Below are 22,016 nucleotides of genomic sequence, written 5' to 3'. Positions count from 1 at the left end.
TCACAGCACTACCCGTGGGTGGCCAGCGCCAACGAGCCCTTGCTTGTTCTCGCACTACAGCACCCTGCCGGGCTCGCCGACGAGCCCGCTCCGGTGATTTTCGATAGGACGGAGCATTATCGCCGGTCACAGGACCAAGGTGGGCGCAGTTGGGTTCGAACCAACGACCCCCTGCTTGTAAGGCAGGTGCTCTTCCGCTGAGCTATGCGCCCCGAGTGGTGGTCGCCCGGTTGATCGACCCCGACGGGTGATCACTCTACCGGGCCGACCACCACCGGAGGTCACGCGGCCAGTTCGGCCAGCGCCTTCTTCCACACGTTCTGGTCGCGGGCCTCGCCGGGCTGGTTCACCTCGGCGAAGCGGACCTTGCCGTCCTTGTCGATCAGGAAGGTGCCGCGCAGGGCCATGCCCGCCTGCTCGTGGAACACGCCGTAGGCCTTGGCGACCTCGCCGTGCGGCCAGAAGTCCGACAGCAGCGGGAAGGTGTAGCCCTGCTGGTCCGCCCACGCCTTCAGCGCGAAGGGGGTGTCCACCGAGACGCCCAGGACCTGCACCTGGTCGTTCTGGAAGTCGGCCAGGTCATCGCGGACCTGGCACAGCTCGCCCTGGCAGACCCCGCTGAACGCGAACGGGTAGAAGACGAGCAGCACGTTCTTGCTGCCCTGGAAGCCGGACAAGGAGACCTGCTCCTTGTTGTAGTCCGGCAGCGTGAAGTCCGGAGCGTCAGCGCCGACCTGGAGCGTCATGCGCGCACCCTTCTGTTCGCCCTGTGCACGTACAACGCCGAACCTACACCGATCAACGCACGCCTGGGCACCGGAGGCTGCTCGCCACCGGTGCCCAGGGTTCCGGGATTCGACGTTCCCGCTCGGCTGCGACCGACTTCTCGTCAGCGCTTGGACTTGGCCTTGCGGTAAGCCAGCCTGGTTCCCATCCAGGCATCCCCCAGACTCGCGTTCGAAGTCTGGGCCAGGTTGGACGTGGACGCTGCCTCGGCGATGTCGCTGGGTTCCACGTAGCCATCTCGCCCGGTCTTCGGGGTCAACACCCAGATCACCCCCTCATCGGCGAGGGGCGTCATCACGTCGAGGAGCGTGTCCGTCAGATCACCGTCGTCGTCCCGCCACCACAGCAGCACGACGTCGACGACTTCGTCGGCATCCTCGTCGAGCAGTTCGCTCCCGCAACGCTCCTCGATCGCGGCACGGACGGCGTCATCGACGTCGTCGTCCCAACCGATCTCTTGAACGACCATCTCCGGCTCGATGTCGAGCCTGTCGGCGACGTCGACTTCGCTCTTGCCGGCGTCTCCCGCGGCGACCACGGCGTTCTCACTCCTCCAATGCAGGCGTGCGGTGCGTGCACCGCACCCAGGTCGGGCAGATCTGGCCGATAGCGAACACTGCGAACCGCTTCCGGCGCAACTGCTGGGCGCACGACACGCCGGTACCCGGCGTGGAACTCGACTGTAGGCGCCCACCTCCAGCTCAGGCTAGAACGGTACCGGCAAGTAATGACCAGGGTGCACGCAACGTTGCCGAACATGGGGGAACATGGCCGTGTCGGGCGTCACCCCGCGCCCCGCGCACCGCACCGCGAGCAGTCGAGGAGTTCCTTTGACCGCGCACAGCAACGACGTCGGCGGCACCCCGCAACGGGTGCGGGTCATCCGAGACGGTCTCGCCGCTCATCTGCCGGACATCGATCCGGAGGAGACCGAGGAGTGGCTCCAGTCCTTCGACGCGATGCTCGGCGATGCCGGGCAGCAGCGCGCCCGCTACCTGATGCTCCGGCTGCTCCAGCGGGCCCGGGAGGGCGGCGTCGGCGTCCCCTCGTTGACCAGCACCGACTACGTCAACACCATCGCCACCGAGCAGGAGCCCTGGTTCCCCGGCGATGAGGAGACCGAGCGCCGCTACCGCGCGTGGATGCGGTGGAACGCCGCGATCATGGTGCACCGCGCGCAGCGGCCCGGGATCGGCGTCGGCGGGCACATCTCGTCCTTCGCCTCCTCCGCGAGCCTCTACGAGGTCGGGTTCAACTGGTTCTTCCGCGGCAAGGACGACCCGGGCGGCGGCGACCACCTCTACATCCAGGGCCACGCCTCCCCAGGCATCTACGCCCGGGCCTTCCTGGAGGGCAGGCTCACCGCCGACCAGCTCGACGGGTTCCGCCAGGAGCACTCGCACGCCGGGCCGGGCGGCGGGTTGCCGTCCTACCCGCACCCGAGGCTGATGCCGGAGTTCTGGGAGTTCCCCACGGTGTCGATGGGCCTCGGGCCGATGAACGCGATCTTCCAGGCGCGCTTCGACCGCTACCTGCACGACCGGGGGATCAAGGACACCAGCAGGCAGCGCGTGTGGGCGTTCCTCGGCGACGGCGAGATGAACGAGCCGGAGTCGCGGGGCCTGCTGCACGTGGCCGCCAACGAAGGCCTGGACAACCTGACCTTCGTGGTGAACTGCAACCTCCAGCAGCTCGACGGCCCGGTGCGCGGCAACGGCAAGATCATCCAGGAGCTGGAGTCGTTCTTCCGCGGCGCGGGCTGGAACGTCATCAAGGTCGTCTGGGGCCGCGAGTGGGACTCGCTGCTGCACGCCGACCGGGACGGCGCGCTGGTCAACCTGATGAACACCACGCCCGACGGCGACTACCAGACCTACAAGGCGAACGACGGCGCCTTCGTCCGGGAGCACTTCTTCGGCCGCGACCCCCGGACCAAGGACATGGTCGCCGACCTCACCGACGAGCAGGTCTGGGCGCTGCGCCGGGGTGGGCACGACTACCGGAAGGTCTACGCGGCGTACAAGGCCGCGACCGAGCACCACGGGCAGCCGACGGTGATCCTGGCCAAGACGATCAAGGGCTACGGGCTCGGTCCCCACTTCGAGGGCCGCAACGCCACGCACCAGATGAAGAAGATGACCCTCGACGACCTCAAGCTGTTCCGGGACAGCCTGCGGATCCCGATCACCGACGAGCAGCTCGACGCCGATCCCGCCCGCCCGCCGTACTACCACCCCGGCGCGGACGCCCCGGAGATCCGCTACCTGCGGGAGCGGCGGCAGCGGCTCGGCGGCCACCTCCCGGAGCGCAGGGTCGCGGCCAAGCCTTTGGCGCTGCCCGGCGAAGAGGTCTACGACGTCGTCCGGCGCGGCTCCGGCAAGCAGGAGGTCGCCACCACGATGGCGTTCGTCCGGCTGCTCAAGGACCTCGCGAAGGAGCCCGAGGTGGGCCCGCGGATCGTGCCGATCATCCCGGACGAGGCGCGGACCTTCGGGATGGACTCGATGTTCCCCTCGCAGAAGATCTACAACCCGCACGGGCAGTCCTACACCCCGGTCGACTACCAGCTGATGCTCGCCTACCGGGAGAGCGAGCAGGGCCAGATCCTGCACGAGGGGATCAACGAGGCCGGGTGCACCGCCTCGTTCACCGCCGCCGGGACCTCGTACGCCACGCACGGCGAGCCGATGATCCCGATCTACATCTTCTACTCGATGTTCGGCTTCCAGCGCACCGGCGACGGGCTGTGGGCGGCCGGGGACCAGATGGCGCGCGGGTTCCTGCTCGGCGCCACCGCAGGGCGGACGACGCTCACCGGTGAGGGCCTCCAGCACGCCGACGGGCACTCGCTGCTGCTGGCGGCGTCGAACCCGGCGGTGGTGTCCTACGACCCGGCGTGGGCGTTCGAGATCGCGCACATCGTCCGCGACGGGCTGCGCCGGATGTACGGGGAGGCGCCGGAGGACGTCTTCTACTACCTCACGATCTACAACGAGCCGTACCGGCAGCCCGCCGAGCCCGAGGACGTGGACGTGGACGGGCTGCTGCGCGGGCTCTACCTGTTCCGGCGCGGCACGGCCGGATCGCTGCGCGCGCAGGTGCTGGCCTCGGGGGTCGCGATGCCGGAGGCGCTGCGGGCGCAGGAGATCCTCGCCGAGGAGTGGGACGTGCGGGCCGACGTGTGGTCGGCGACCTCCTGGACGGAGCTGCGCCGCGAGGCCGAGGCGGTGGACCGGCACAACCTGCTCGACCCGGCCGCCGAGCCCCGCGTGCCGTACGTGACGCGGGCGCTGGCGGACGCGGAGGGCCCGGTGGTGGCCTTCAGCGACTGGATGCGCGCGGTGCCGGACCTGATCCGCCCGTGGGTGCCGGGCGAGATGCTGAGCCTGGGCGCCGACGGCTTCGGCTTCTCCGACACCCGACCCGCGGCCCGCCGGGTGTTCCTGGTGGACGCGGAATCCGCGGTGGTCGCGACGCTGGCCGCGCTGGCCCGGACCGGGGAGGTCGAGCCGGACCGCGTCGCCGAGGCGGCCCGCCGCTACCGCCTGGACGAGGTCGCGGCCGCGGGGCCCCAGACCTCGGACCCCGGCGTCGCCTGACCGCTCGGCCGCGCCCCGGCCCGCGGGGGCCGGGGCGGACCGGCTCGGCGGCGGTGCGAGCCCGGACCGGCCCGCCGCCGGAGCCGGGCCGCTCGCCCGTCAGTCGGCCAGGGCCGCCCGGGCCGGGACGGTGGCCTGCCTCCGGGCGGCGCGGTTCCAGCTCCACCAGCCGTGGACGACCAGGCCCGCGAACACGACGTAGATCGCCGCGCTGAACCAGAGACCCGAAGCGAGCTGCAGCGGGACGCCGACCGCGTCCACCGCCAGCCACACCAACCAGAACTCGACCAGCCCGCGCCCCTGCGCCCAGAACGCGACCGCGGTGCCCACGAAGATCCACGCGTCCGGCCAGGGCGCCCAGGACGCGTCCAGCGCCGAGAGCAGCAGCGCGAAGCCGGTCGTCGCGACCGCGAGCACGCCCACCAGCGCCAGGCGCTCCCGGGCCGTGCCCCTGCGCACGGCGACGCCGTAGACCGGATCGCTGCGGCGGCTCCACGCCCACCAGCCGTAGACCGAGATCAGCAGGATCACGATCTGGCGCACCGCGAGACCGCCGAGCTCCGCCGAGGCGTACACCGCGAACAGCAGCACCGTCGCGGTCACCTGCACCGGCCAGGTCGCCAGCGTCCGGCGCTGCGCCAGGAAGACGACGGCGAGGGCGCACAACTGCCCCACCAGCTCGGCCCAGGAGATCTGCTGGCCCAGCACGGTGATCCCGTGGCCGAGCACCCATTCGCCGACTTCGCGCACCACCTGCTCCTCCCAGCCGGTCCTGGCGCCGGGGATGAGCGGGAACGCGGCGGCCACCGGTGCCCCGCGGGGCGACCGGTCGCGGCCGAGTGCCCGTGCGCCGCCTCTCATCCGGACTGTCACCGTCGGTACCGGAATTCCACCGGATCGGCCGGGCCCCTCGACCTGGTGGCCGAGAGGCTCCGGTTCGCGGACTGTCACCGCCGGTTCGGAATCTCACCGAGCCCCGGAGCGCACGACTTCTCGTACTGCTGTCAACATCGTCGATCGTCGCGGTTGTTCCGTCGCCGATCCGTGGCTCGGATCACAGCGACGCGCTCTCGATCAGGTGATCGAACACCCGTGCGGAACGCGGTAGACTCGATCGGGCGAGGCGGAGCGAGCGATCGACGCGAGGGGAGATCCGGGTGAACGACGTCGACCACGCGATCTTGGCGTTCGAGAGCGAGTTCTGGCTCCGGCCGGGCAGCAAGGAGCGCGTCATCCAGGAGCGGTTCGGGATCTCTCCCACCCGCTACTACCAGCGGCTCAACCGATTACTCGACGAGCCCGAAGCCCTGGCGCGGCAGCCGGTCCTGGTCAAGCGGTTGCTGCGGATGCGCGACGAGCGCTCCGAGCGCAGGTCCGCCGCCCCGCGCGGCTGACCCGGACCGTCGGCCCGACGTCCTTCGGACGGCCACCACCCGGCGCGCGTCCCTCAACGAACCGGACCGGAAACGCCCCGGACGAGGCGCTCAGCCCGCCGCGCGGGCCTGCTCCTCGGGAGTGAGCTGCCGCTCCTGCTGGATGCGCACGAGCTCGGCGAGCAGCGGCGCGGCCTGCTCCGGCGGGAGCGCCGCGAAGGCGGCCTTGATCGACTCAGCGTCCTGCGGTTCACCCGGGCCGGGGGCCGCCGTCTGCTGCTGCGGGATCTCGGGCGCGGCGGCGTCCTGCTGCGGGGCGGGCGTCCGGGTCGCGAGGAGTCCGTTGACCAGGTCCACCAGCATCGCCACCGGGGTGCGCGGCCCGAGCGCGGTGTTCCACCCGGCGAGCTGCCCCTGCGGGCCGCGCGGGCCGAGCAGCTCGTTCTCGATGCGGCGCAGGATCGCGTCCTGTTCGGGTGTCATGTCGGCTCTCTCCTGTTCGCTCGTGGCGAGCTCGGCCCGGTACCGGTCCATGTCCACGTGCCCGGGGTCGATCTTGCCGGTGACGCTCGTCTCCTTGTGCCCGCGCGCGGCCTCGTGCGGCGCGCCCAGGCGGTCCAGCACCGCCCTCGTCGCGATCAGGGACGCCGAGTACTGCTCCGGGCTCGGCCCCTGCTCGACGCCCTGGTAGTCCAGTTCGAACCCCACGTAGAGCACGTTGCCGTCGCCGGCGGGCACCGGCCCGGAGGCGCGGGCCTTCCCAGCGTGGTTGGCCCGGCCCGCGGAGATCAAGTGCACCACGCCGTCGAAGCCGATCAACCCGTGGCACAGCGGCCCGGCCAGGTCCGACCGCCCGTCGATCACCAGCCGCAGGCTCGGCGCGGGGTCCGCGTAGGAGGCCGGGGTCGCGGTGTGGTGCACCAGCACCCCGACCGGTTCCGGCAGTGCTCCGGAGTTCGCCGTGCGCTCCAGCCAGCCCGGGCTCTCCACGACCCGCAGGCCGGCCGCCCGCAACACCTCGCCCAGCCACTCCAGTGGTAGAGCCATCGCCCATCACTCCCCTGGCCGCGTCGCCATCGGATCCGTGCCGCCATCGTGTCCCGCGGTCGGCCGCCCCCTCCACGCCTGATCGGGTGGAATGCTGCCCCGAACGCTTGGTTCCGATGGGCGTACCCGGCCCGGCGAGACCGGCCGGATGCGCGTGCGATTCTGGCGGCATGGATTCCACGGCCGCAGGTGAGCAAGGTGAACGCGTGTCCTCGACGACCCTGCGCGCGCTGGAACGGGCCTCCGGGGACCTCGCCACCGCGAGCGTGTCCGCGATGGAGCGGCGGCTTCCGTGGTTCCGCAGGCTGCCAGCGGACCAGCGGGCCAGCGTGCTGCTGGTCACCCAGACCGGGGTGTCGAACTTCGTGGCGTGGCTGCAGGACCCGACCGAGGCGATCCGGCTGACGGCGGAGGCGTTCCGCGCCGCCCCGAAGGACCTGTCCCGCTGGGTGAGCCTGCGCCAGACGCTGGACCTGGTGCGCGCGGCGATCGACGTGTTCGAGCACCAGCTCCCCGAGCTGGCCGAGCGGGACGAGGAGCGCACCGCGCTGACCGAGCTGATCCTCCGCTACACCCGGGAGATCGCGTTCGCCGCCGCCACCTCGTACGCGGCCGCCGCCGAGGCCAGGGGCGCCTGGGACGCCCGGCTGGAGGCGCTCGTGGTCGACGGCATCGTGCGCGGGGACCCCGAGGAGTCCCTGCTGTCCCGGGCCGCCGCGCTGGGCTGGGAACCGGGCTCGCAGGCCACCGCGCTGGTCGGCACCGCGCCCTCCGACGACCCGCCCGCGATCATCTACCAGGTGCGCAGCCGCGCGGCCCGCGCCGGGCGACCGGTGCTGCTGGGCGTGCAGGGCTCGCGGCTGGTGGTGGTCTTCGGCGGTTCGGCGGACGATCGCGCCACCCAGGAAGCGGCGGGCAGGATCGCGGACGCCTTCGACGAGGGTCCCGTGGTGGTGGGCCCGACGGTCGGGAGCCTGTCCGAGGCGCACCGCTCGGCGGCCGACGCGATGTCCGGGCTGCGGGCCGTGGTCGCCTGGCCCACGGCGCCGCGCCCGGTGCTGGCCGAGGACCTGCTGCCGGAGCGCGCGCTGGCGGGGGACCCGGAGGCGGAGCGGCAGCTGGTGGAGGGCATCGTGCTGCCGCTGGTGGACGCGGGCGGCGCGCTGTTGGAGACCGTGGACACCTACCTGGAGCTGGGCGGGGTGCTGGAGAACTGCGCCCGCCAGCTCTACGTGCACCCGAACACCGTGCGCTACCGCCTGCGGCGGGTCGCCGAGCTCACCGGCCGCACCCCGTCGAACGCGCGGGACGCGCTGGTGCTGCGGGTGGCGCTCTCGGTGGGCAGGCTCGCCAGGGCGCGCGGGCTGTGGTGATCAGCCCGACCCGACGCTTGACCCCTCCTCCCCCGAACCCGGGTTCGGATGTCGCTCTCGTCCCGCGGGCGGCGGAGCCGGCGACCGCTCCGATCGCCCGGCACCGCCGCCGCGTCCCAGCGGTTTCCTCGCGAGGAGGCCGCTGAGCCGCGGCGCGGACCGGTCCCACGACGGGCAACGAGGATCAGCGGAGCGTCACGAGCGACAACGAGACACGCTCCGTGATGCCCGAATCCCACCGCATACTTGTAGACACCCCACAAGATTGCGGCTCGGACTTCGTCCGTGTCGACATCACGCCGATCTCGGTCGGCCATGTGTAGTAGCAGGGTGATCGCGCTCCTCGCTCCCGGACAGGGTTCGCAGACCCCCGGAATGCTCTCCCCCTGGCTCGAACTCGACGGCGCCCGCGAGCGCGTGGCCGCCTGGTCCGAGAACGCCGGGCTCGACCTCGTGCGGCTCGGCACGACCGCCGACGCGGACGAGATCAAGGACACCGCGGTCACCCAGCCGCTCGTGGTCGCGCTGTCGCTGCTGGCCGCAGAGCAGCTGCGGGCCCGCTTCGACATCCCGTCCGACACCCCGGTCGCGGGTCACTCGGTCGGCGAGCTGGCCGCCGCCGGCATCGCGGGCGTGCTGTCCCCGGAGGACGCGATCGCCCTGGCCTCGGTGCGCGGCCGCGAGATGGCGGCCGCCTGCGCGCTGGAGCCGACCTCGATGTCGGCCGTGCTGGGCGGCGACCCGGACGAGGTCGTGCGCCACCTCGAGGTGCTCGGCCTCGATCCCGCGAACCGCAACGGCGCCGGGCAGATCGTCGCCGCCGGGCGCAAGCCCGCGCTGGAGGCGCTGGCCGAGGAGCCGCTCACCGGGACGAAGGTGCGCCCGCTGGCCGTGGCCGGGGCCTTCCACACCCGCTTCATGGCGCCCGCCCAGGACGCCTTCGGCGCGCAGGCCGACAAGACCGCCGCCGCCGACCCGGCTCTCCCGCTGCTGTCCAACTCGGATGGTTCGGTGGTGACCTCCGGCGCGGAATTCCTGCGGCTCCTCGTCTCGCAGATCACCCGACCGGTGCGTTGGGACAGCTGCGTGGCCACCCTCGCCGAGCGCGGAGTGCGGGCCGTGGTGGAATTTCCGCCTGCCGGGGCGCTGACCGGCTTGGTGCGCCGCGAGCTGAAGGGCACCAAGACCGTGGCCCTGAAGAAGCCCGACGACCTCGACAAGGTCGCAGACCTGCTGGCCGCTGACTCCGAGGAGTCCGCCCAGAACGCGAACACCACCGGGAGCGATGCGTGAGCACACCGACCCTGCGCCGATCCACCGGCCCGGCAGCGACCAAGCTGCTCGGGTTCGGGAGCACCCAGGGCAACCGGGTCGTCACCAACCACGACCTCGCGAAGACCGTCGACACCAACGACGAGTGGATCCAGCAGCGCGTGGGCATCGTGCACCGCCGCCTCGGCGATGACGACCAGACCGTCGTCGCGATGGCGGTCGAGGCCGGTTCCAAGGCCATCGCCGACGCGGGGCTCACCCCGGCGGACGTGGACCAGGTGATCATCGCCACCTGCACGATGCCGGGCGGGATCCCGAACGCCGCCGCGCAGGTCGCCGACCAGATCGGCATCAAGGCGCAGGGGGCGTTCGACCTCAACGCCGCCTGCGCCGGGTTCTGCTACGCGCTCAACACCGCCTCGGACATGGTGCTGGCGGGTTCGGCCAACCGGGTGCTGGTGATCGGTGCCGAGCGGTTCCAGGAGTGGATCGACTGGCAGGACCGGGCGAACTGCATCATCTTCGCCGACGGCGCGGGCGCGGCGATCGTGGGACCGGCCGACGAGCCCGGAATCGGCCCCGCCGTGCTGGGCAGCGCGGGCGACCTGGTCGACACCATCTACCTGCGCGAGGGCAAGTACCTCTACCAGGAGGGGCAGTCGGTGTTCCGCTGGGCGACCACGCAGATCGCCCCGGTCGCCAAGCGCGCCGTGGAACTCGCGGGACTCGAGCTGTCCGATGTGGACGTCCTGGTCGCGCACCAGGCGAACCTGCGGATCGTCGAGGGAATCGCCAGGAAGCTCCAGACCCAGGGTGCCCGCGACGATCTCGTGGTCGCGCGTGACATCGTCTACTCCGGCAACACGTCGGCCGCCTCCATCCCGCTCGCCATCGACCACATGCGGTCGGCGGGCGAGCTCTCCAGCGGGGACGTCATGCTCCTGGTCGGCTTCGGGGCGGGCTTGTCCTACGCCAGCCAGGTCGCGATCTGCCCCTGAGCGTTCGCGCTCATCCAAGACCGCCGCGGGCGAGCCCGCGGTGACCATCGCAACAGAGGAAAGGAACCACCGTGGCGAACGAGGAAATCGCGCAGGGTCTGGCCGGGATCGTCGAAGAGGTCGCGGGTGTCGACGCCGACGACGTCACCATCGAGAAGTCCTTCGTCGACGACCTCGACATCGACTCGCTGTCGATGGTCGAGATCGCCGTGCAGGCCGAGGACAAGTTCGGCGTCAAGATCCCCGACGACGAGCTGGCGAACCTGAAGACCGTGGGTGATGCGGTGGACTACATCACCAAGAACGCATGACGGCGACCGACGTCGTCGTCACCGGGATGGGCGCGACGACACCGCTCGGCGGTGACGTCGCGTCCACCTGGGACGGTCTGCTGGCCGGCCGCAGCGGGGTGCGCAGGCTGACGGCGGACTGGGTCGACACCTACGACCTGCCGACCAAGATCGGTGCTTCGCTGGTCGTCGAGCCCTCCGAGGTGCTCCCCCGGGTGCAGTTGCGCAGGCTCGACCGCTGCCAGGCGATCGCGATCATCGCGGCCCGCCAGGCGTGGGCCGACGCCGGTTACGAGATGCCCACCGACGAGCACGAGTCGGTGGAACCCGAACGCCTCGGCGTCGCGCTCGGCACCGGCATCGGTGGCCCGGTGACGCTGCTCAACCAGGACGACCTCCTGGAGGAGCACGGGCTGCGCAAGATCTCGCCGCTGACGGTCCCGATGCTCATGCCGAACGGTCCCGCCGCGCACGTCGGCATCGACCTGCGCGCCCGGGCGGGCGTGCACTCCCCCGCCTCCGCCTGCGCTTCCGGCGCGGAGGGGCTGGCGCGGGGCTGGGACATGATCCGTTCCGGGCAGGCCGACGTGGTGATCGCCGGTGGTGCGGAGTCCTGCATCCACCAGATCACCGTCGCCGGGTTCTGCCAGGCCAGGACGCTGAGCACGCGCAACGAGGAGCCGGAGCTGGCCTCCCGCCCGTTCGACACGGGCCGGGACGGGTTCGTGCTCGGCGAGGGCGCGGGCGTGGTCATCCTGGAGAGCGCCGAGCACGCCAAGGCGCGCGGGGCCCGGGTCTACGGGCGGCTCGCCGGGGTGGGCATCACCTCGGACGCCTACCACATCACGGGCAACCACCCGGACGGCATCGGTCAGGTCAACGCCATGACGCAGGCCGCGCGGACCGCTGACCTGGCCGCCTCGGAGATCGAGCACGTCAACGCGCACGCGACGTCGACGGTGGTCGGCGACGTGGGCGAAGCGGCGGCCATCCGCAAGGCGTTCGGCGACGGGGTCGCGCTGACCGCGCCGAAGAGCGCCCTCGGGCACCTCGTCGGCGGCGCGGGCGCGGTCGAGAGCATCGTGACGCTGCTGTCGATCCACCACGGGCAGATCCCGCCCACCCGCAACCTCGACGAGCTCGACCCGAAGGTGGAGCTTGACGTGGTGACGGACAAGCCGCGGCAGGTCGAGCTCTCGGCAGCCGTGAACAACTCCTTCGGCTTCGGCGGCCACAACGTCGCCCTCGCCTTCACCAAGGCCTGAGCGGCGGCGAACAGCCCTCCGGACCTGGACGACAGCCCCGAGTCAGCTGACTTCGGGGCTGTCCTCGTCTCCGGCTCCGGGAAGCCTCAGCAGGGGACGGCGAGGGCACTGCCGGGCAGGCTGCTGGTGTCGAGGCGGAAGGCCCCGGAGTCCACGACCATCGGGTACACCACCCGCCAGCGCAGGCAGGAGGCCCGCATCCCGGTGGGGGCGTCGTTCGGGTTCTGGGTGCTGACGAAGGTCATCAGGATCCGCAACGAGTCCTTCGGACCGGGTTCGATGCGGTGCACCTTGACCGCCGCGTCCCGGGTCGTGGAGTACTCCTCCAGCCACTTGTCCTCGGGCAGCTGCTGCTGCTTGGCCGCGACGACCGTGGCCTTCCAGGTCTCGTAGCGGCGCATGTTGATCGCGTTGAAGTGCATCTGCAGGGTCCAGCGGACGTCCGCGTGGTCCGGGTGCGCCTGCGCGTCCGGGGTGAACTCGATGTCGGCCAGCTCGGAGTTCTGCTCCATCGCGATGCCGGGAACGGACGTGGGCACGGGTTCCGAGCCGTAGAAGCGCTGGGCGACGACGCCGCCCGCTCCCGCCGCGAGCAGCACCAGCACCGCGATCGGGACGCTCCACTTCCACCAGGAGTGACGCGGACCTTCCGGGGAGTTCGACTGCACGTCGATCAGCTTCCCACAGCACGGCCGAGCCGGGGCTCACCGGGCCGAGGCATCCCTGGTCAGCCGACCCGGTGCAGCCAGCTCACCGGGGCGCCGTCCCCCGCGTGCCGGAACAGCTCCAGCTCCGCGTCCCAGGCCGCGCCGAGCAGCTGCTCGACGCGGTGGGTGAAGGAGTCGGAGCCGCGGGCGTTGGCCGCGAGGGTGCGGAGCTGGTCCTCGCTCACGACGACGTCGCCGTTGGCGCTGGTGCGGGCGTTCCACAGGCCGAGACCCGGCACGTGGCAGAACCGCTGCCCGTCGACGCCCGGACTGGGGTCCTCGGTGATCTCGAAGCGGAGCATCGGCCAGGCGCGCAGCACGGTGACCAACCGGGACGCGGTCCCGGGTTCCGCGATCCAGGTGAGTTCGGCGCGCAACTGCCCAGGCGCCGCGGGTTGCGCCGTCCAGCGGAGTTCGATCCGCGTGCCGAGTGCGCCGGCGACGGCCCACTCGATGTGCGGACAGACCGCAGACGGCGACGAGTGGACGTAGACCACGCCACTTGTGCTGCCACGGGTGCTCACTGCTGACCTCCGCTGTTCGACGAGGGACGTCTTCCCCTACGACCTCGTCCTGCGGTGATCCGCTCCGGAATCCGCTGCCGCGGGTGATCCGGTGTCGTGCGGCGCCATTCTGCCCGGGGGTGCGCGGGGGGCGCCAGATGAAGTTGATGAGCTCCCCGACCGGGGCAAGTCCCTCGGCTACCGTTCCCGGGTCGGGGCGGGTACCGCCGTCGAGGGGTCCTCGCAGTTCCGAGCCGTCCGCGCGGCGGGAGCAGGGACCCGAACGGCCCATGATCGCAGGTGCGGACGAGTGGCGGATACCACTCGAACGGGTGAGTACGTGGCGTAGGCGAGAATGCCGGGCGGCGCGGCCCGCGACGGGCGAGCGGCGCTCCGGTGCGGGAACGGAGGCGACATGCGGGTGGTGCGGCTCGGGGCTGAGCCGACCGAGATCGGCGCGGACGTGCGGGCGGCGATCACGGCCTGGGGAGCGGGCGCCGAGGTCTTCGGCGGCGTCGCCGTCTGCGGCGTGGAACCGCCGGGCGCGCCGCGGGTGCTGGACGCGGTGCTGGTCCTGCCGGGCGGGATCGTGGTCGTCGTCGGCACCGATCTGCCGGAAGCAGCGCACGCCCTGGACGCCCCGGTGCGGACCCCGTGGACGGTGGACGGCTGGCCGCTGCTGCACCGGGGCGCGGTCAACCCCGCGCTGCAGGCGTTGGAGTCCGCCGGCTCGCTGGCCCGCGCGCTGCGCGACCGGGGCGTCGAGCAGCTGCCGGTCGCCGCCGTCGTCGCGGTCGGCCCCTACGCCGCCCGGATCACCCAGCCGACGAGCGACCTCGACCGCGGCGTGCGGGTGCTGCACCCGTCCACGACGACGATGCTCGCCGCCGCCCGCGAGCTCGCCACCCGCGAGCCCGCCTGCGGGCTGGACGCGGCCCGGCAGGTGCTGCGAGTGCTCGACGAGCGCGCGGACCGGTTCTCGGTGCCGGAACTGACCGCCGAGGGCTTCCCGGACGCGGTCGCCCCCGAGCTGGCATCGGCCAGCACGCTGCTCATCCCGAAGATCCGCGACGAGCCGACTCCGACCGGGGCCGCGCGGCTGCGCGCCCGGCTGGCCGGACTGCCGCGCCGCGCCAAGGCGATCGCGCTCGGCGCCGGCGCCGCGGTGCTGGTGGCGCTGATCGTGGTGCTGCTGCGCCCGGGCGGGACCGGCGCGGGCCGGGAGGTCACCGCGCAGCGGGTGGACGGGGTGGAGTTCGCGCGCACCAGGACCGACTCCGGCACCGACTGCTCGGCGGCCTCGTTCGGCGACGTCCGGGCCTGGTTCCAGCGGCACCCGTGCGCCGGGCTGTCCCGGCAGGTCTTCGACAGCGAGGCCTCGGGACGGTCGGCGACGGTCTCGGTGGCGGTCGTCGACCTCGGCGACGCCACGCCCGCCCGCAACCTGCGGGAGCTGCTCACCACGCCCGGTGCGGGCGGGGTGACCGATCCGGCGGCCGAGCCGGGACGCCCGGCCTCGCCCGAGTTCGAGGGCGCGGCCCAGGTGGTGCAGCAGACGGGCGCGCAGGTGCGGATCGTGCGGGCCGCGTGGAGCGGGGGTTCCTCGGATCCCGAGGACGTGCCGCTGCGCGCGCTGGCCGAGCGGGCCCTGCGCCTGCGCACCCCCTCCTGAGCCGCTCCGCCCGGGCCGAGCCGCGGGGCTCAGCCCCAGAACGTCGCCGGGACCGAGGCGCAGCCGCCCTCGGTGCAGGCGCGGGCGACCGGGCGCACGTCGGCACCGTCGACCAGCCACTGCCTGCCGTCGGCGACCGAAACCAGGTACCGCCCCACCCGGTCGACCGAGAGCTGGACCTGATCGGGCGCGACCGCTCCCCCGGTCTCGAAGGGCACGCCGCCGCCGATCGCCGCGCCGCTGTCCCCGTCCACCGCGGTGATCCGCATCCGGGAGGAGGGCGAGCTCCCGCACTCCGCCGCCGTGAGCACCGCGACATCACCGTCGGTCCAGGCCAGCGCCGCCGGGGCGCAGGCCGCGACCGGGGGAACTTCCACCGGTGGGCCGAGCTCGGCCGCTCCGGGGGCGAGGACGTGGATCCGGGAGTCCGAGGTGAGCACCGCGAGCCGGCCCGCGTCGTCCACCGCGAGGTCGAGCACCTGGCGGCCCGGCGTCGCGATCCGCCGCGGCTGCCCGGCGCCCTCCACCACGACACCGTCGCGGTCGGCGTAGGCGACCCGCCCGCCACCGGCGGCGAGCGCGGTCTCCGCGCCGTCGCGGTGCGCGAGCGGGCGGGCTATCCGGTCCGGTCCGACCACGACCACCTCGCTGCCGCCAGCGGTGGCGACGGTCGCGTACACCCGGTTCCCGTCGGCCGCGAGCCCGCCCCGCACGGGTGCGTCGAGCTCGGCGAGCAGCTCTCGCCGCTCCCCGGTGAGCACGTCGAAGGAGGCGAGGGTGTCCGGTTCCGGCGCGGCCACGTAGCTGCCGGGCGCGACGCTCACCGGCTCGGCGCGGCGGTCGCTGGCACCGGGCACCACCGATAGCGCCACGAGCAGCACCGCCGATGCCGCCACCCCCACCCCGGCCGCGGTGAGCAGCGGTCGCCGGGAGGGCCGCCGCGACCGGCGCTGGCGCGCGGCCAGCAGCCGGGGCAGCGCGTCGCCGCGGGGTTCGACCTCGTCGACCAGCGCGTGCAGCCCGCGGCGCAGCTTCTCGACGTCCTGCGTCTCGTCTGGATCCTTCACACCCGCTCCCGCAGCAAATCCGACAGCCGAGCCACACCGCGCGAGCAGTACGACTTGACCGCACCCTGGCTCACGCCCATCAGCTGCGCGGTGCGCGCCTCGCTGAAGTCCGAGTAGTACCGCAGCACCACCGCCTCCCGCTGCCTGCGCGGCAGGTGGGCCAGCGCGTCGGCGAGCACCGCCCGGTCCAGCCCGCGGCCGGTGTCGTCCGGGCGCGAGTCCTCGGTGGCGATGCGCGGCTGGTAGCGCTTGGCGACCATGCGACGGCGCAGCACCGAACGCGCCCTGTTGAGCACCGCTTGCCGCAGGAACGCCAGCGCCTTCTCCGGATCGCGCAACCGGGCCCGGGAGTCGAAGACCCGGACGTAGGCGTCCTGCACGATGTCCTCGGCGGAGGCCCGGTCGTCGACGAGCAGCACCGCGATCCGCAGCAGTTGCCGGTAGTTCTCCTGGTAGAGCTCGGTGAGTTTGGTCGTCAGTTCATCCATGGCCGCCAGCCCGTCGCCCGGCCAGGCGGTCACGGGCAATGCGATCGAAACCGTCACATCTCTGCACGACGCCCGAGACCCCCTTCGCGGTTGGCAGCCGACGCTGACCGGATTACCGGTCGCAGCTCCGACCGGCGGAGAGGCGGAGCTTACCGCGCGCCGCGACCGGCCTCGCGGAGTGATCGCGGCCGATCCCGCCCCGCGGAGCTCCGGCCGGGCGCGGATCCCCGGCGCTGACCGGCGCGGATGCGCCCGCGCCGGCGCGCTCCACACAGGACCGGAAGCGCCGCCGGGCAGCAGCGGCGGGAGTGGTGATCACCACAACGAAGATCGCCCGGCTCGCGTCGTGCCTGGTCAGACGATCTTCGACGATCTCACTCACCCGTTTGGCAGCCGATGCCGCGACGTGCGCGTTCGACTACCGTCTGCCCGAAGACAGGATCTGTCCCGCGCCCGGTATCGAGGGGAGGAAGGGCGGCCTCCCGGTCGTCCGAACCGCCATGAAGTTCGGCATCTCGACGTTCAACACCGACGAGGGCATCGGGCCCGCGGAGCTGGGGCGCGCGCTGGAGGAGCGCGGGTTCGACTCGCTGTTCCTCGCCGAGCACACCCACGTCCCCGCCTCCCGGGACACCCCCTACCCGGGCGGCGGTGATCTGCCCCGGATCTACTACCGCACGCTGGACCCCTTCATCAGCCTCACCGCGGCCGCGGCCGTGACCGAGAACCTGCTGCTGGGCACGGGGATCGCGCTGATGATCCAGCGCGACCCGATCACCACCGCCAAGGAGGTCGCCAGCCTCGACCTCGTCTCGAACGGCCGGGTGATCTTCGGCATCGGTGCGGGCTGGAGCCGCGACGAGATGCGCAACCACGGCACGGATCCCGGCAAGCGCGGCGCCCTGATGGACGAGCGGATCCGCGCCATGCGGGAGATCTGGACCCAGGAGCTCGCCGAGTTCCACGGCGAGCACGTCGACTTCGACCCGATCTACTCCTGGCCGAAGCCGGTGCAGCGACCGCACCCGCCGATCTACATCGGCGGCGAGAGCAGGCGCTCGTTCGACCGGGTCGCGGAGTACGGCGGGGGCTGGCTGCCCCGCGCGGGCACCGAGAACCTCGGCGCGCTGATCGCGCAGGTGCGTGAGCGGGCGGGCTGGCGGGTGCCGGTGACGCTCTACGCGGCGCCGAAGGACGCGGCGATCGAGGAGTGCGCGGCGGCCGGGGTGGACCGGATCCTGTTCTTCCTCCCGACCAAGCCCCGGGACGCCTCGCTGGAGCGGCTCGACCTGCTCGCCGGGAGGATCGCCGAGCACGGCTGAACCGTGCGGGACCGTTGCAACGCCAGGGATCACTTACATCCTGGTTACTTCCCGGTCTCGCACTGGACATGGGGGACAGCGCAGGCAGATCCTTGCGACTTCTGTGCAGATCGGTGCGATCACGGCGCAACGTGCCCGCACGGCGTCGATCGCGGAAACGGAGACCGGGGACGGTGGCGAACACGACGACAACGACGTCGAGCGGCGAGACCGCGCCGCGACGGAAGTGGAGCCCGAAGCAGATCGTCGTGTGGGCTCTGGTGGCCGTGGTGGGGGCGGTCGCATGGGGGGTCATCGCGCTCGGCCGCGGCGAGGAGATCTCCGCCGCGTGGCTGGTGTTCGCGGCGCTGGCCTCCTACGCGATCGGCTACCGCTTCTACGCGCGCTACATCTCGTACCGGGTGCTGCGGGTGGACGACACCCGCGCGACCCCCGCGGAGCGGCTGAACAACGCGACGGACTTCCAGCCCACGGACCGCAGGGTGCTGTTCGGGCACCACTTCGCGGCGATCGCCGGGGCGGGCCCGCTGGTCGGTCCGGTGCTGGCCGCGCAGATGGGCTACCTGCCCGGCACGATCTGGATCATCGTCGGCGTCGTGTTCGCCGGCGCGGTGCAGGACATGGTGGTGCTGTTCTTCTCCACCCGCCGCGACGGCCGCAGCCTGGGGCAGATGGCGCGCGAGGAGATCGGCCCGGTCGGCGGGGTGGCGGCGCTGGTCGCGGTGCTCGCCATCATGATCATCCTGCTGGCGGTGCTGGCGCTGGTCGTGGTCGGCGCGCTGAAGGACTCGCCGTGGGGCACCTTCTCGATCGGCATGACCCTTCCGATCGCGCTGTTCATGGGCGTGTACCTGAGGTTCCTGCGGCCGGGGAAGATCATCGAGACCTCGGTGATCGGGATCGCGCTGCTGCTGCTGGCCATCGTCGGCGGCAGCTGGGTCGCCGACTCCGCGCTGGCCGAGGCCTTCACGCTCTCCGGCAACGAGCTGGTGCTGGCGCTCGTCGTGTACGGCTTCGTCGCCTCGGTGCTCCCGGTGTGGATGCTGCTGGCCCCGCGCGACTACCTGAGCACCTTCATGAAGGTCGGCGTGATCGTCATGCTCGCGGCCTCGATCCTGATCGCGATGCCCGCGATGAGGACCGAGGCGGTCACCGAGTTCGCGTTCAACGGCCAGGGCCCGGTGTTCGCCGGGACGCTGTTCCCGTTCGTGTTCATTCAGATCGCCTGCGGCGCGCTGTCCGGCTTCCACGCCCTCGTCTCCTCCGGCACCACGCCGAAGCTGATCGAGAAGGAATCGCAGGTCCGCGTCATCGGTTACGGCGGGATGCTGACCGAGTCCTTCGTGGCGATCATGGCGCTGGCCGCGGCCTGCATCATCGATCCCGGCATGTACTACGCGATGAACATGCCCAGCGCGGCGCTCGGCGAGACGCTGGACTCGGCCTCGCAGGCCGTGGCCGGGATCGGCTTCCAGATCTCCCCCGAGCAGCTGGCCGCGGCGGCGAACGCCGTGGACGAGGAGACCCTGGTCGGCCGCTCCGGCGGAGCCCCGACGCTGGCGCTCGGGCTCTCCGAGGTGTTCTCGCAGGTCATGGGCGGTGATGCGATGCGCGCCTTCTGGTACCACTTCGCGGTCATGTTCGAGGCGCTGTTCATCCTCACCACCGTGGACGCCGGGACGCGCGTGGGCCGGTTCATGCTGCAGGACACCGTCGGCAACGTCTGGAAGCGCTTCGGGGACGTCACCTGGAAGCCGGGGATCTGGATCTCCAGCGCGCTGATCGTCGGTGGCTGGGGCTACTTCCTCTGGACCGGGGTGAACGACCCGCTGGGCGGCATCAACCAGCTGTTCCCGCTGTTCGGCATCGCCAACCAGCTGCTGGCGGCGGTGGCGCTGGCGGTGGCCACCACGATCCTGATCAAGTCCGGGCGGGCGAAGCACGCCTGGGTGACGATCGTGCCGCTGGCCTGGGACGCGGTGGTGACGCTGACGGCGAGCTGGCAGAAGGTGTTCTCCGCCGATCCCAAGCTCGGCTTCTTCGCCCAGCGCGCCTCCTACCAGGCGGCGATCGACGCCGGGGAGACGAGCAAGGGTTCGGCGGCCACCGTCGAGGAGATGCGGCAGGTGGTCACGAACTCCACGGTGTGCGGGGTGCTCAGCGTGCTGTTCGCGGTGCTCATCGTGATCGTGCTGGTGGACGCGATCCGGGTGTGGTTGAAGGCGCTGCGCAGCGTCGAGCCGCTGCCCGACACCGAGACGCCGCACGTCGAGTCCGCCCTGTGGGCCCCGTCCGGCCTGATCCCGACCGCCGAGGAGCGGCGCGTTCAGCGCGAGCGCCGCGACCCCGGCGAGCGCCAGGAAGTCGGCGCGGGGACGTGAGTCCCGCGAACCCGGCGCGGGCGGCGCTGTCCCGGTGGGGACGGTCCGCCCGCGCGGCCTGGCAGATCGCCCGCGGCATCGTCGGGGAGACCGCCTACGAGCGCTACCTGGAACACCACCGCGCGCACCACGCCGGCACTCCTCCGCTCGGCGAGCGCGAGTTCTGGCGCCGCCACGTCGACCGCGGCGACGCGCACCCGGGTTCTCGCTGCTGCTGAGCTGCGCGGGTCCCCCCGGGCGAGGACCGTTCTCCGAGTCGGCTTCGTCATGAGGAGGGCGTCATGCAGAAGATCACCCCGTGCCTGTGGTTCGACGGACGGGCGGAGGAGGCGGCGCGGTTCTACACGTCGATCTTCCCCGATTCCCGGATCACCGAGATCCAGCACTACGGGGAGCCCGGGCCGGGTGAGCCCGGAACCGTGCTCACCGTGGAGTTCGAGCTGAGCGGCCAGGCCTTCACCGCCCTCAACGGCGGACCGGCCTTCTCCTTCACCGAGGCGATCTCGCTGCAGGTGGACTGCGGCTCGCAGGAGGAGGTCGACCGGATGAGCGACCAGTTGATCGAGGGCGGCGGCGAGCAGGGGCCCTGCGGCTGGGTCAAGGACCGCTACGGGCTGTCCTGGCAGGTCGCGCCCCGGCAGCTCGGCGAGATGCTGCGCGATCCGGAGCGCCGGGACGCCGTCATGCGCGCGATGCTCGCCATGCGCCGGATCGACCTGGAGGAGCTGCGCCGCGCCTACGCGGGCTAGCCACCCGGGCCGCTCCCGGCGACCGCGGCAAGGCAGACTGGGCGGTCCGCAATCCGAGGAGGACGAAGTGAGCGATCTTCAGGTCGAGGACACCAAGGTCGGCGATGGTGCCGAGGCCCAGCCGGGCAACGTCGTGACCCTGCACTACACGGGCACGCTCAGCGACGGCTCGAAGTTCGACTCGTCGCACGACCGCGGCCAGGGTCTGACCTTCACCCTGGGCTCCGGCCAGGTCATCGAAGGCTGGGACAGCGGCGTCGTCGGGATGCGCGTCGGCGGCACCCGCACCCTGGTCATCCCCCCGGCCATGGGCTACGGCGAGCGCGGCTTCCCGCCGGTCATCCCGCCGAACTCCACCTTGCACTTCGACGTCGAGCTGCTCGACGTCAAGTGACGGCGACGTCGGCCGGGGCCCTCGCCCCGGCCGACGTCCCGGCGGAGGGCGCCCGGCACCGCTGCCGACCCTCCTCCCCCGCTCAGCGCTGACCGGGCGGGGCTCCGGCGGCTGCCCAAGCCGCCTCGATCATCCGGAAGATCTCGTCCACCGCGGCGTCCGGGTCGGCCGCCTCGCGGGCCAGCGAGTGCGCGTCGACCGCGAACCGCGCGATCGCCCGGCAGGCCGCCGTGGGCTCGGACAGGCCCAGATCGTCGGCGATGGCCGTGGCCAGGGACGCGGCGTGCCGCACCCGCATCGACTCCTCGAACTCCCGCAGCGCCGACGACCCGTCGATCATGCGCCAGACCGGTGCGGCGCTGCCCGCGCAGTGCCGCACGAGGGCCCGGGTCTCCTCCCGCAGCGCGGGGATGAGCGGCTCGCCCGCCGCCCGGCCGCCGACCGCCCCCACCAGGCGTTGCTCGAAGTTCTGGTCCTGCTCGAACACCAGGGCCTCCTTGGAGGCGAAGTGCGAGAACAGGGTGGTGACGGCCACGTCGGCCTCGGCGGCCACGTCCCGGATTCCCACCTGCTCGTACCCGCGCTCCAGGAAGAGCCGGAGCGCGGCGTCGGCGATCTTCTGACGGGTCGCGGCCTTCTTCCGCTCGCGGCGTCCCGAGGATTCGATCATCCTTCCATGCTATCAACTAGCAAATCGCAACCGATGCAAAACCCTAACCGTTAGTGCTAA

General features: G+C 72.2%; 22 protein-coding genes, 1 tRNA gene and 1 riboswitch. Of the genes, 13 read left to right on the top strand and 10 right to left on the bottom strand.

Annotated elements, in window-relative coordinates; all coding sequences use genetic code 11:
- Positions 1–140: 140 nt before the first annotated feature.
- From ACL03H_RS09550 to ACL03H_RS09540, 3 genes are all read right to left on the bottom strand, one after another.
- Positions 141–212: transfer RNA gene (locus ACL03H_RS09550), tRNA-Val, on the bottom strand.
- Between the two features lie 69 nt (positions 213–281).
- Positions 282–746 carry a peroxiredoxin gene (locus tag ACL03H_RS09545; protein ID WP_412810770.1) on the bottom strand — a complete coding sequence of 155 codons (465 nt, stop codon included), beginning with the start codon at positions 744–746 and terminating at the stop codon, positions 282–284.
- A 143-nt stretch (positions 747–889) separates the two neighbouring features.
- Complete coding sequence (locus ACL03H_RS09540; RefSeq protein ID WP_412810769.1) at positions 890–1,324, bottom strand: DUF3052 domain-containing protein; 435 nt, start codon at positions 1,322–1,324, stop codon at positions 890–892.
- Positions 1,325–1,553: 229 nt separating this feature from the next.
- On the opposite strand from ACL03H_RS09540, the gene aceE reads away from it, so the two are divergent.
- Positions 1,554–4,385, top strand: coding sequence for a pyruvate dehydrogenase (acetyl-transferring), homodimeric type (aceE, locus tag ACL03H_RS09535; RefSeq protein WP_412810768.1), 2,832 nt, complete (start codon positions 1,554–1,556; stop codon positions 4,383–4,385).
- 99 nt (positions 4,386–4,484) lie between these two features.
- On the opposite strand, the gene ACL03H_RS09530 is transcribed toward aceE, so the two are convergent.
- Complete coding sequence (locus tag ACL03H_RS09530) at positions 4,485–5,135, bottom strand: nicotinamide mononucleotide transporter family protein (RefSeq protein ID WP_412810858.1); 651 nt, start codon at positions 5,133–5,135, stop codon at positions 4,485–4,487.
- Positions 5,136–5,230: 95 nt separating this feature from the next.
- Positions 5,231–5,372: riboswitch (FMN riboswitch) on the bottom strand.
- 170 nt (positions 5,373–5,542) lie between these two features.
- Between ACL03H_RS09530 and ACL03H_RS09525 the strand changes: the two genes are divergently transcribed.
- Positions 5,543–5,779: a DUF3263 domain-containing protein gene (locus tag ACL03H_RS09525; protein ID WP_412810767.1), complete on the top strand. Its 237-nt coding sequence runs from the start codon at positions 5,543–5,545 to the stop codon at positions 5,777–5,779.
- Positions 5,780–5,869: 90 nt separating this feature from the next.
- On the opposite strand, the gene ACL03H_RS09520 is transcribed toward ACL03H_RS09525, so the two are convergent.
- On the bottom strand, positions 5,870–6,805 hold the full coding sequence (locus ACL03H_RS09520; RefSeq protein ID WP_412810766.1) for a peptidoglycan recognition protein family protein: 936 nt from the start codon (positions 6,803–6,805) through the stop codon (positions 5,870–5,872).
- A gap of 170 nt (positions 6,806–6,975) precedes the next feature.
- Here ACL03H_RS09520 and ACL03H_RS09515 point away from each other — a divergent pair, with 170 nt between their 5' ends.
- From ACL03H_RS09515 to ACL03H_RS09495, 5 genes are all read left to right on the top strand, one after another.
- On the top strand, positions 6,976–8,178 hold the full coding sequence (locus ACL03H_RS09515) for a PucR family transcriptional regulator (protein WP_412810765.1): 1,203 nt from the start codon (positions 6,976–6,978) through the stop codon (positions 8,176–8,178).
- Between the two features lie 315 nt (positions 8,179–8,493).
- Positions 8,494–9,471: an ACP S-malonyltransferase gene (locus ACL03H_RS09510; protein WP_412810764.1), complete on the top strand. Its 978-nt coding sequence runs from the start codon at positions 8,494–8,496 to the stop codon at positions 9,469–9,471.
- Positions 9,468–10,448 carry a beta-ketoacyl-ACP synthase III gene (locus tag ACL03H_RS09505; RefSeq protein WP_412810763.1) on the top strand — a complete coding sequence of 327 codons (981 nt, stop codon included), beginning with the start codon at positions 9,468–9,470 and terminating at the stop codon, positions 10,446–10,448. The genes ACL03H_RS09510 and ACL03H_RS09505 overlap by 4 nt, the downstream gene beginning before the upstream one ends.
- Before the next feature lie 71 nt (positions 10,449–10,519).
- On the top strand, positions 10,520–10,759 hold the full coding sequence (locus ACL03H_RS09500) for an acyl carrier protein (RefSeq protein WP_412810762.1): 240 nt from the start codon (positions 10,520–10,522) through the stop codon (positions 10,757–10,759).
- The gene (locus ACL03H_RS09495; RefSeq protein ID WP_412810761.1) at positions 10,756–12,003 is read left to right on the top strand and encodes a beta-ketoacyl-[acyl-carrier-protein] synthase family protein; all 1,248 of its coding nucleotides are present in this window, start codon (positions 10,756–10,758) and stop codon (positions 12,001–12,003) included. The genes ACL03H_RS09500 and ACL03H_RS09495 overlap by 4 nt, the downstream gene beginning before the upstream one ends.
- An 86-nt stretch (positions 12,004–12,089) precedes the next feature.
- Here the strand turns inward: ACL03H_RS09495 and ACL03H_RS09490 are convergent, their stop codons facing one another.
- Together ACL03H_RS09490 and ACL03H_RS09485 are read right to left on the bottom strand one after the other, a co-directional pair.
- A complete protein-coding gene (locus tag ACL03H_RS09490) occupies positions 12,090–12,671 on the bottom strand; it encodes a hypothetical protein (protein WP_412810760.1) in 582 nt (193 codons plus the stop codon).
- Positions 12,672–12,730: 59 nt separating this feature from the next.
- Entirely contained in the window at positions 12,731–13,234 is a 504-nt protein-coding gene (locus ACL03H_RS09485) for a DUF3145 domain-containing protein (protein WP_412810759.1), read from the bottom strand.
- Between the two features lie 394 nt (positions 13,235–13,628).
- Here ACL03H_RS09485 and ACL03H_RS09480 point away from each other — a divergent pair, with 394 nt between their 5' ends.
- A complete protein-coding gene (locus tag ACL03H_RS09480) occupies positions 13,629–14,885 on the top strand; it encodes a hypothetical protein (RefSeq protein WP_412810758.1) in 1,257 nt (418 codons plus the stop codon).
- Positions 14,886–14,914: 29 nt separating this feature from the next.
- On the opposite strand, the gene ACL03H_RS09475 is transcribed toward ACL03H_RS09480, so the two are convergent.
- Both ACL03H_RS09475 and ACL03H_RS09470 read right to left on the bottom strand, forming a co-directional pair.
- On the bottom strand, positions 14,915–15,952 hold the full coding sequence (locus ACL03H_RS09475) for a hypothetical protein (RefSeq protein WP_412810757.1): 1,038 nt from the start codon (positions 15,950–15,952) through the stop codon (positions 14,915–14,917).
- Positions 15,949–16,473 carry a SigE family RNA polymerase sigma factor gene (locus ACL03H_RS09470; RefSeq protein ID WP_412810756.1) on the bottom strand — a complete coding sequence of 175 codons (525 nt, stop codon included), beginning with the start codon at positions 16,471–16,473 and terminating at the stop codon, positions 15,949–15,951. The genes ACL03H_RS09475 and ACL03H_RS09470 overlap by 4 nt, the downstream gene beginning before the upstream one ends.
- A 467-nt stretch (positions 16,474–16,940) precedes the next feature.
- On the opposite strand from ACL03H_RS09470, the gene ACL03H_RS09465 reads away from it, so the two are divergent.
- The 5 genes from ACL03H_RS09465 to ACL03H_RS09445 all read left to right on the top strand — a co-directional run bounded on the left by ACL03H_RS09465 (position 16,941) and on the right by ACL03H_RS09445 (position 21,286).
- Positions 16,941–17,762, top strand: coding sequence for an LLM class F420-dependent oxidoreductase (locus ACL03H_RS09465; RefSeq protein WP_412810755.1), 822 nt, complete (start codon positions 16,941–16,943; stop codon positions 17,760–17,762).
- 242 nt (positions 17,763–18,004) lie between these two features.
- On the top strand, positions 18,005–20,143 hold the full coding sequence (locus tag ACL03H_RS09460) for a carbon starvation CstA family protein (protein ID WP_412810857.1): 2,139 nt from the start codon (positions 18,005–18,007) through the stop codon (positions 20,141–20,143).
- Positions 20,140–20,361, top strand: a complete 222-nt coding sequence (locus tag ACL03H_RS09455; protein ID WP_412810754.1) for a YbdD/YjiX family protein — start codon at positions 20,140–20,142, stop codon at positions 20,359–20,361. The genes ACL03H_RS09460 and ACL03H_RS09455 overlap by 4 nt, the downstream gene beginning before the upstream one ends.
- 63 nt (positions 20,362–20,424) lie before the next feature.
- Complete coding sequence (locus ACL03H_RS09450) at positions 20,425–20,892, top strand: VOC family protein (protein ID WP_412810753.1); 468 nt, start codon at positions 20,425–20,427, stop codon at positions 20,890–20,892.
- 67 nt (positions 20,893–20,959) lie between these two features.
- Positions 20,960–21,286, top strand: coding sequence for an FKBP-type peptidyl-prolyl cis-trans isomerase (locus ACL03H_RS09445; RefSeq protein ID WP_412810752.1), 327 nt, complete (start codon positions 20,960–20,962; stop codon positions 21,284–21,286).
- Between the two features lie 82 nt (positions 21,287–21,368).
- Here ACL03H_RS09445 and ACL03H_RS09440 read toward each other — a convergent pair whose 3' ends face one another.
- Complete coding sequence (locus tag ACL03H_RS09440) at positions 21,369–21,956, bottom strand: TetR/AcrR family transcriptional regulator (RefSeq protein ID WP_412810751.1); 588 nt, start codon at positions 21,954–21,956, stop codon at positions 21,369–21,371.
- Positions 21,957–22,016: the final 60 nt, after the last annotated feature.

The sequence above is a fragment of the Saccharopolyspora antibiotica genome, from assembly GCF_047200635.1.
In the GTDB taxonomy this organism is placed as follows: domain Bacteria; phylum Actinomycetota; class Actinomycetes; order Mycobacteriales; family Pseudonocardiaceae; genus Saccharopolyspora_C.
The sequence above is the reverse complement of the archived record's forward strand: the minus strand, read 5'-3'. Positions and strand labels throughout refer to the sequence as shown.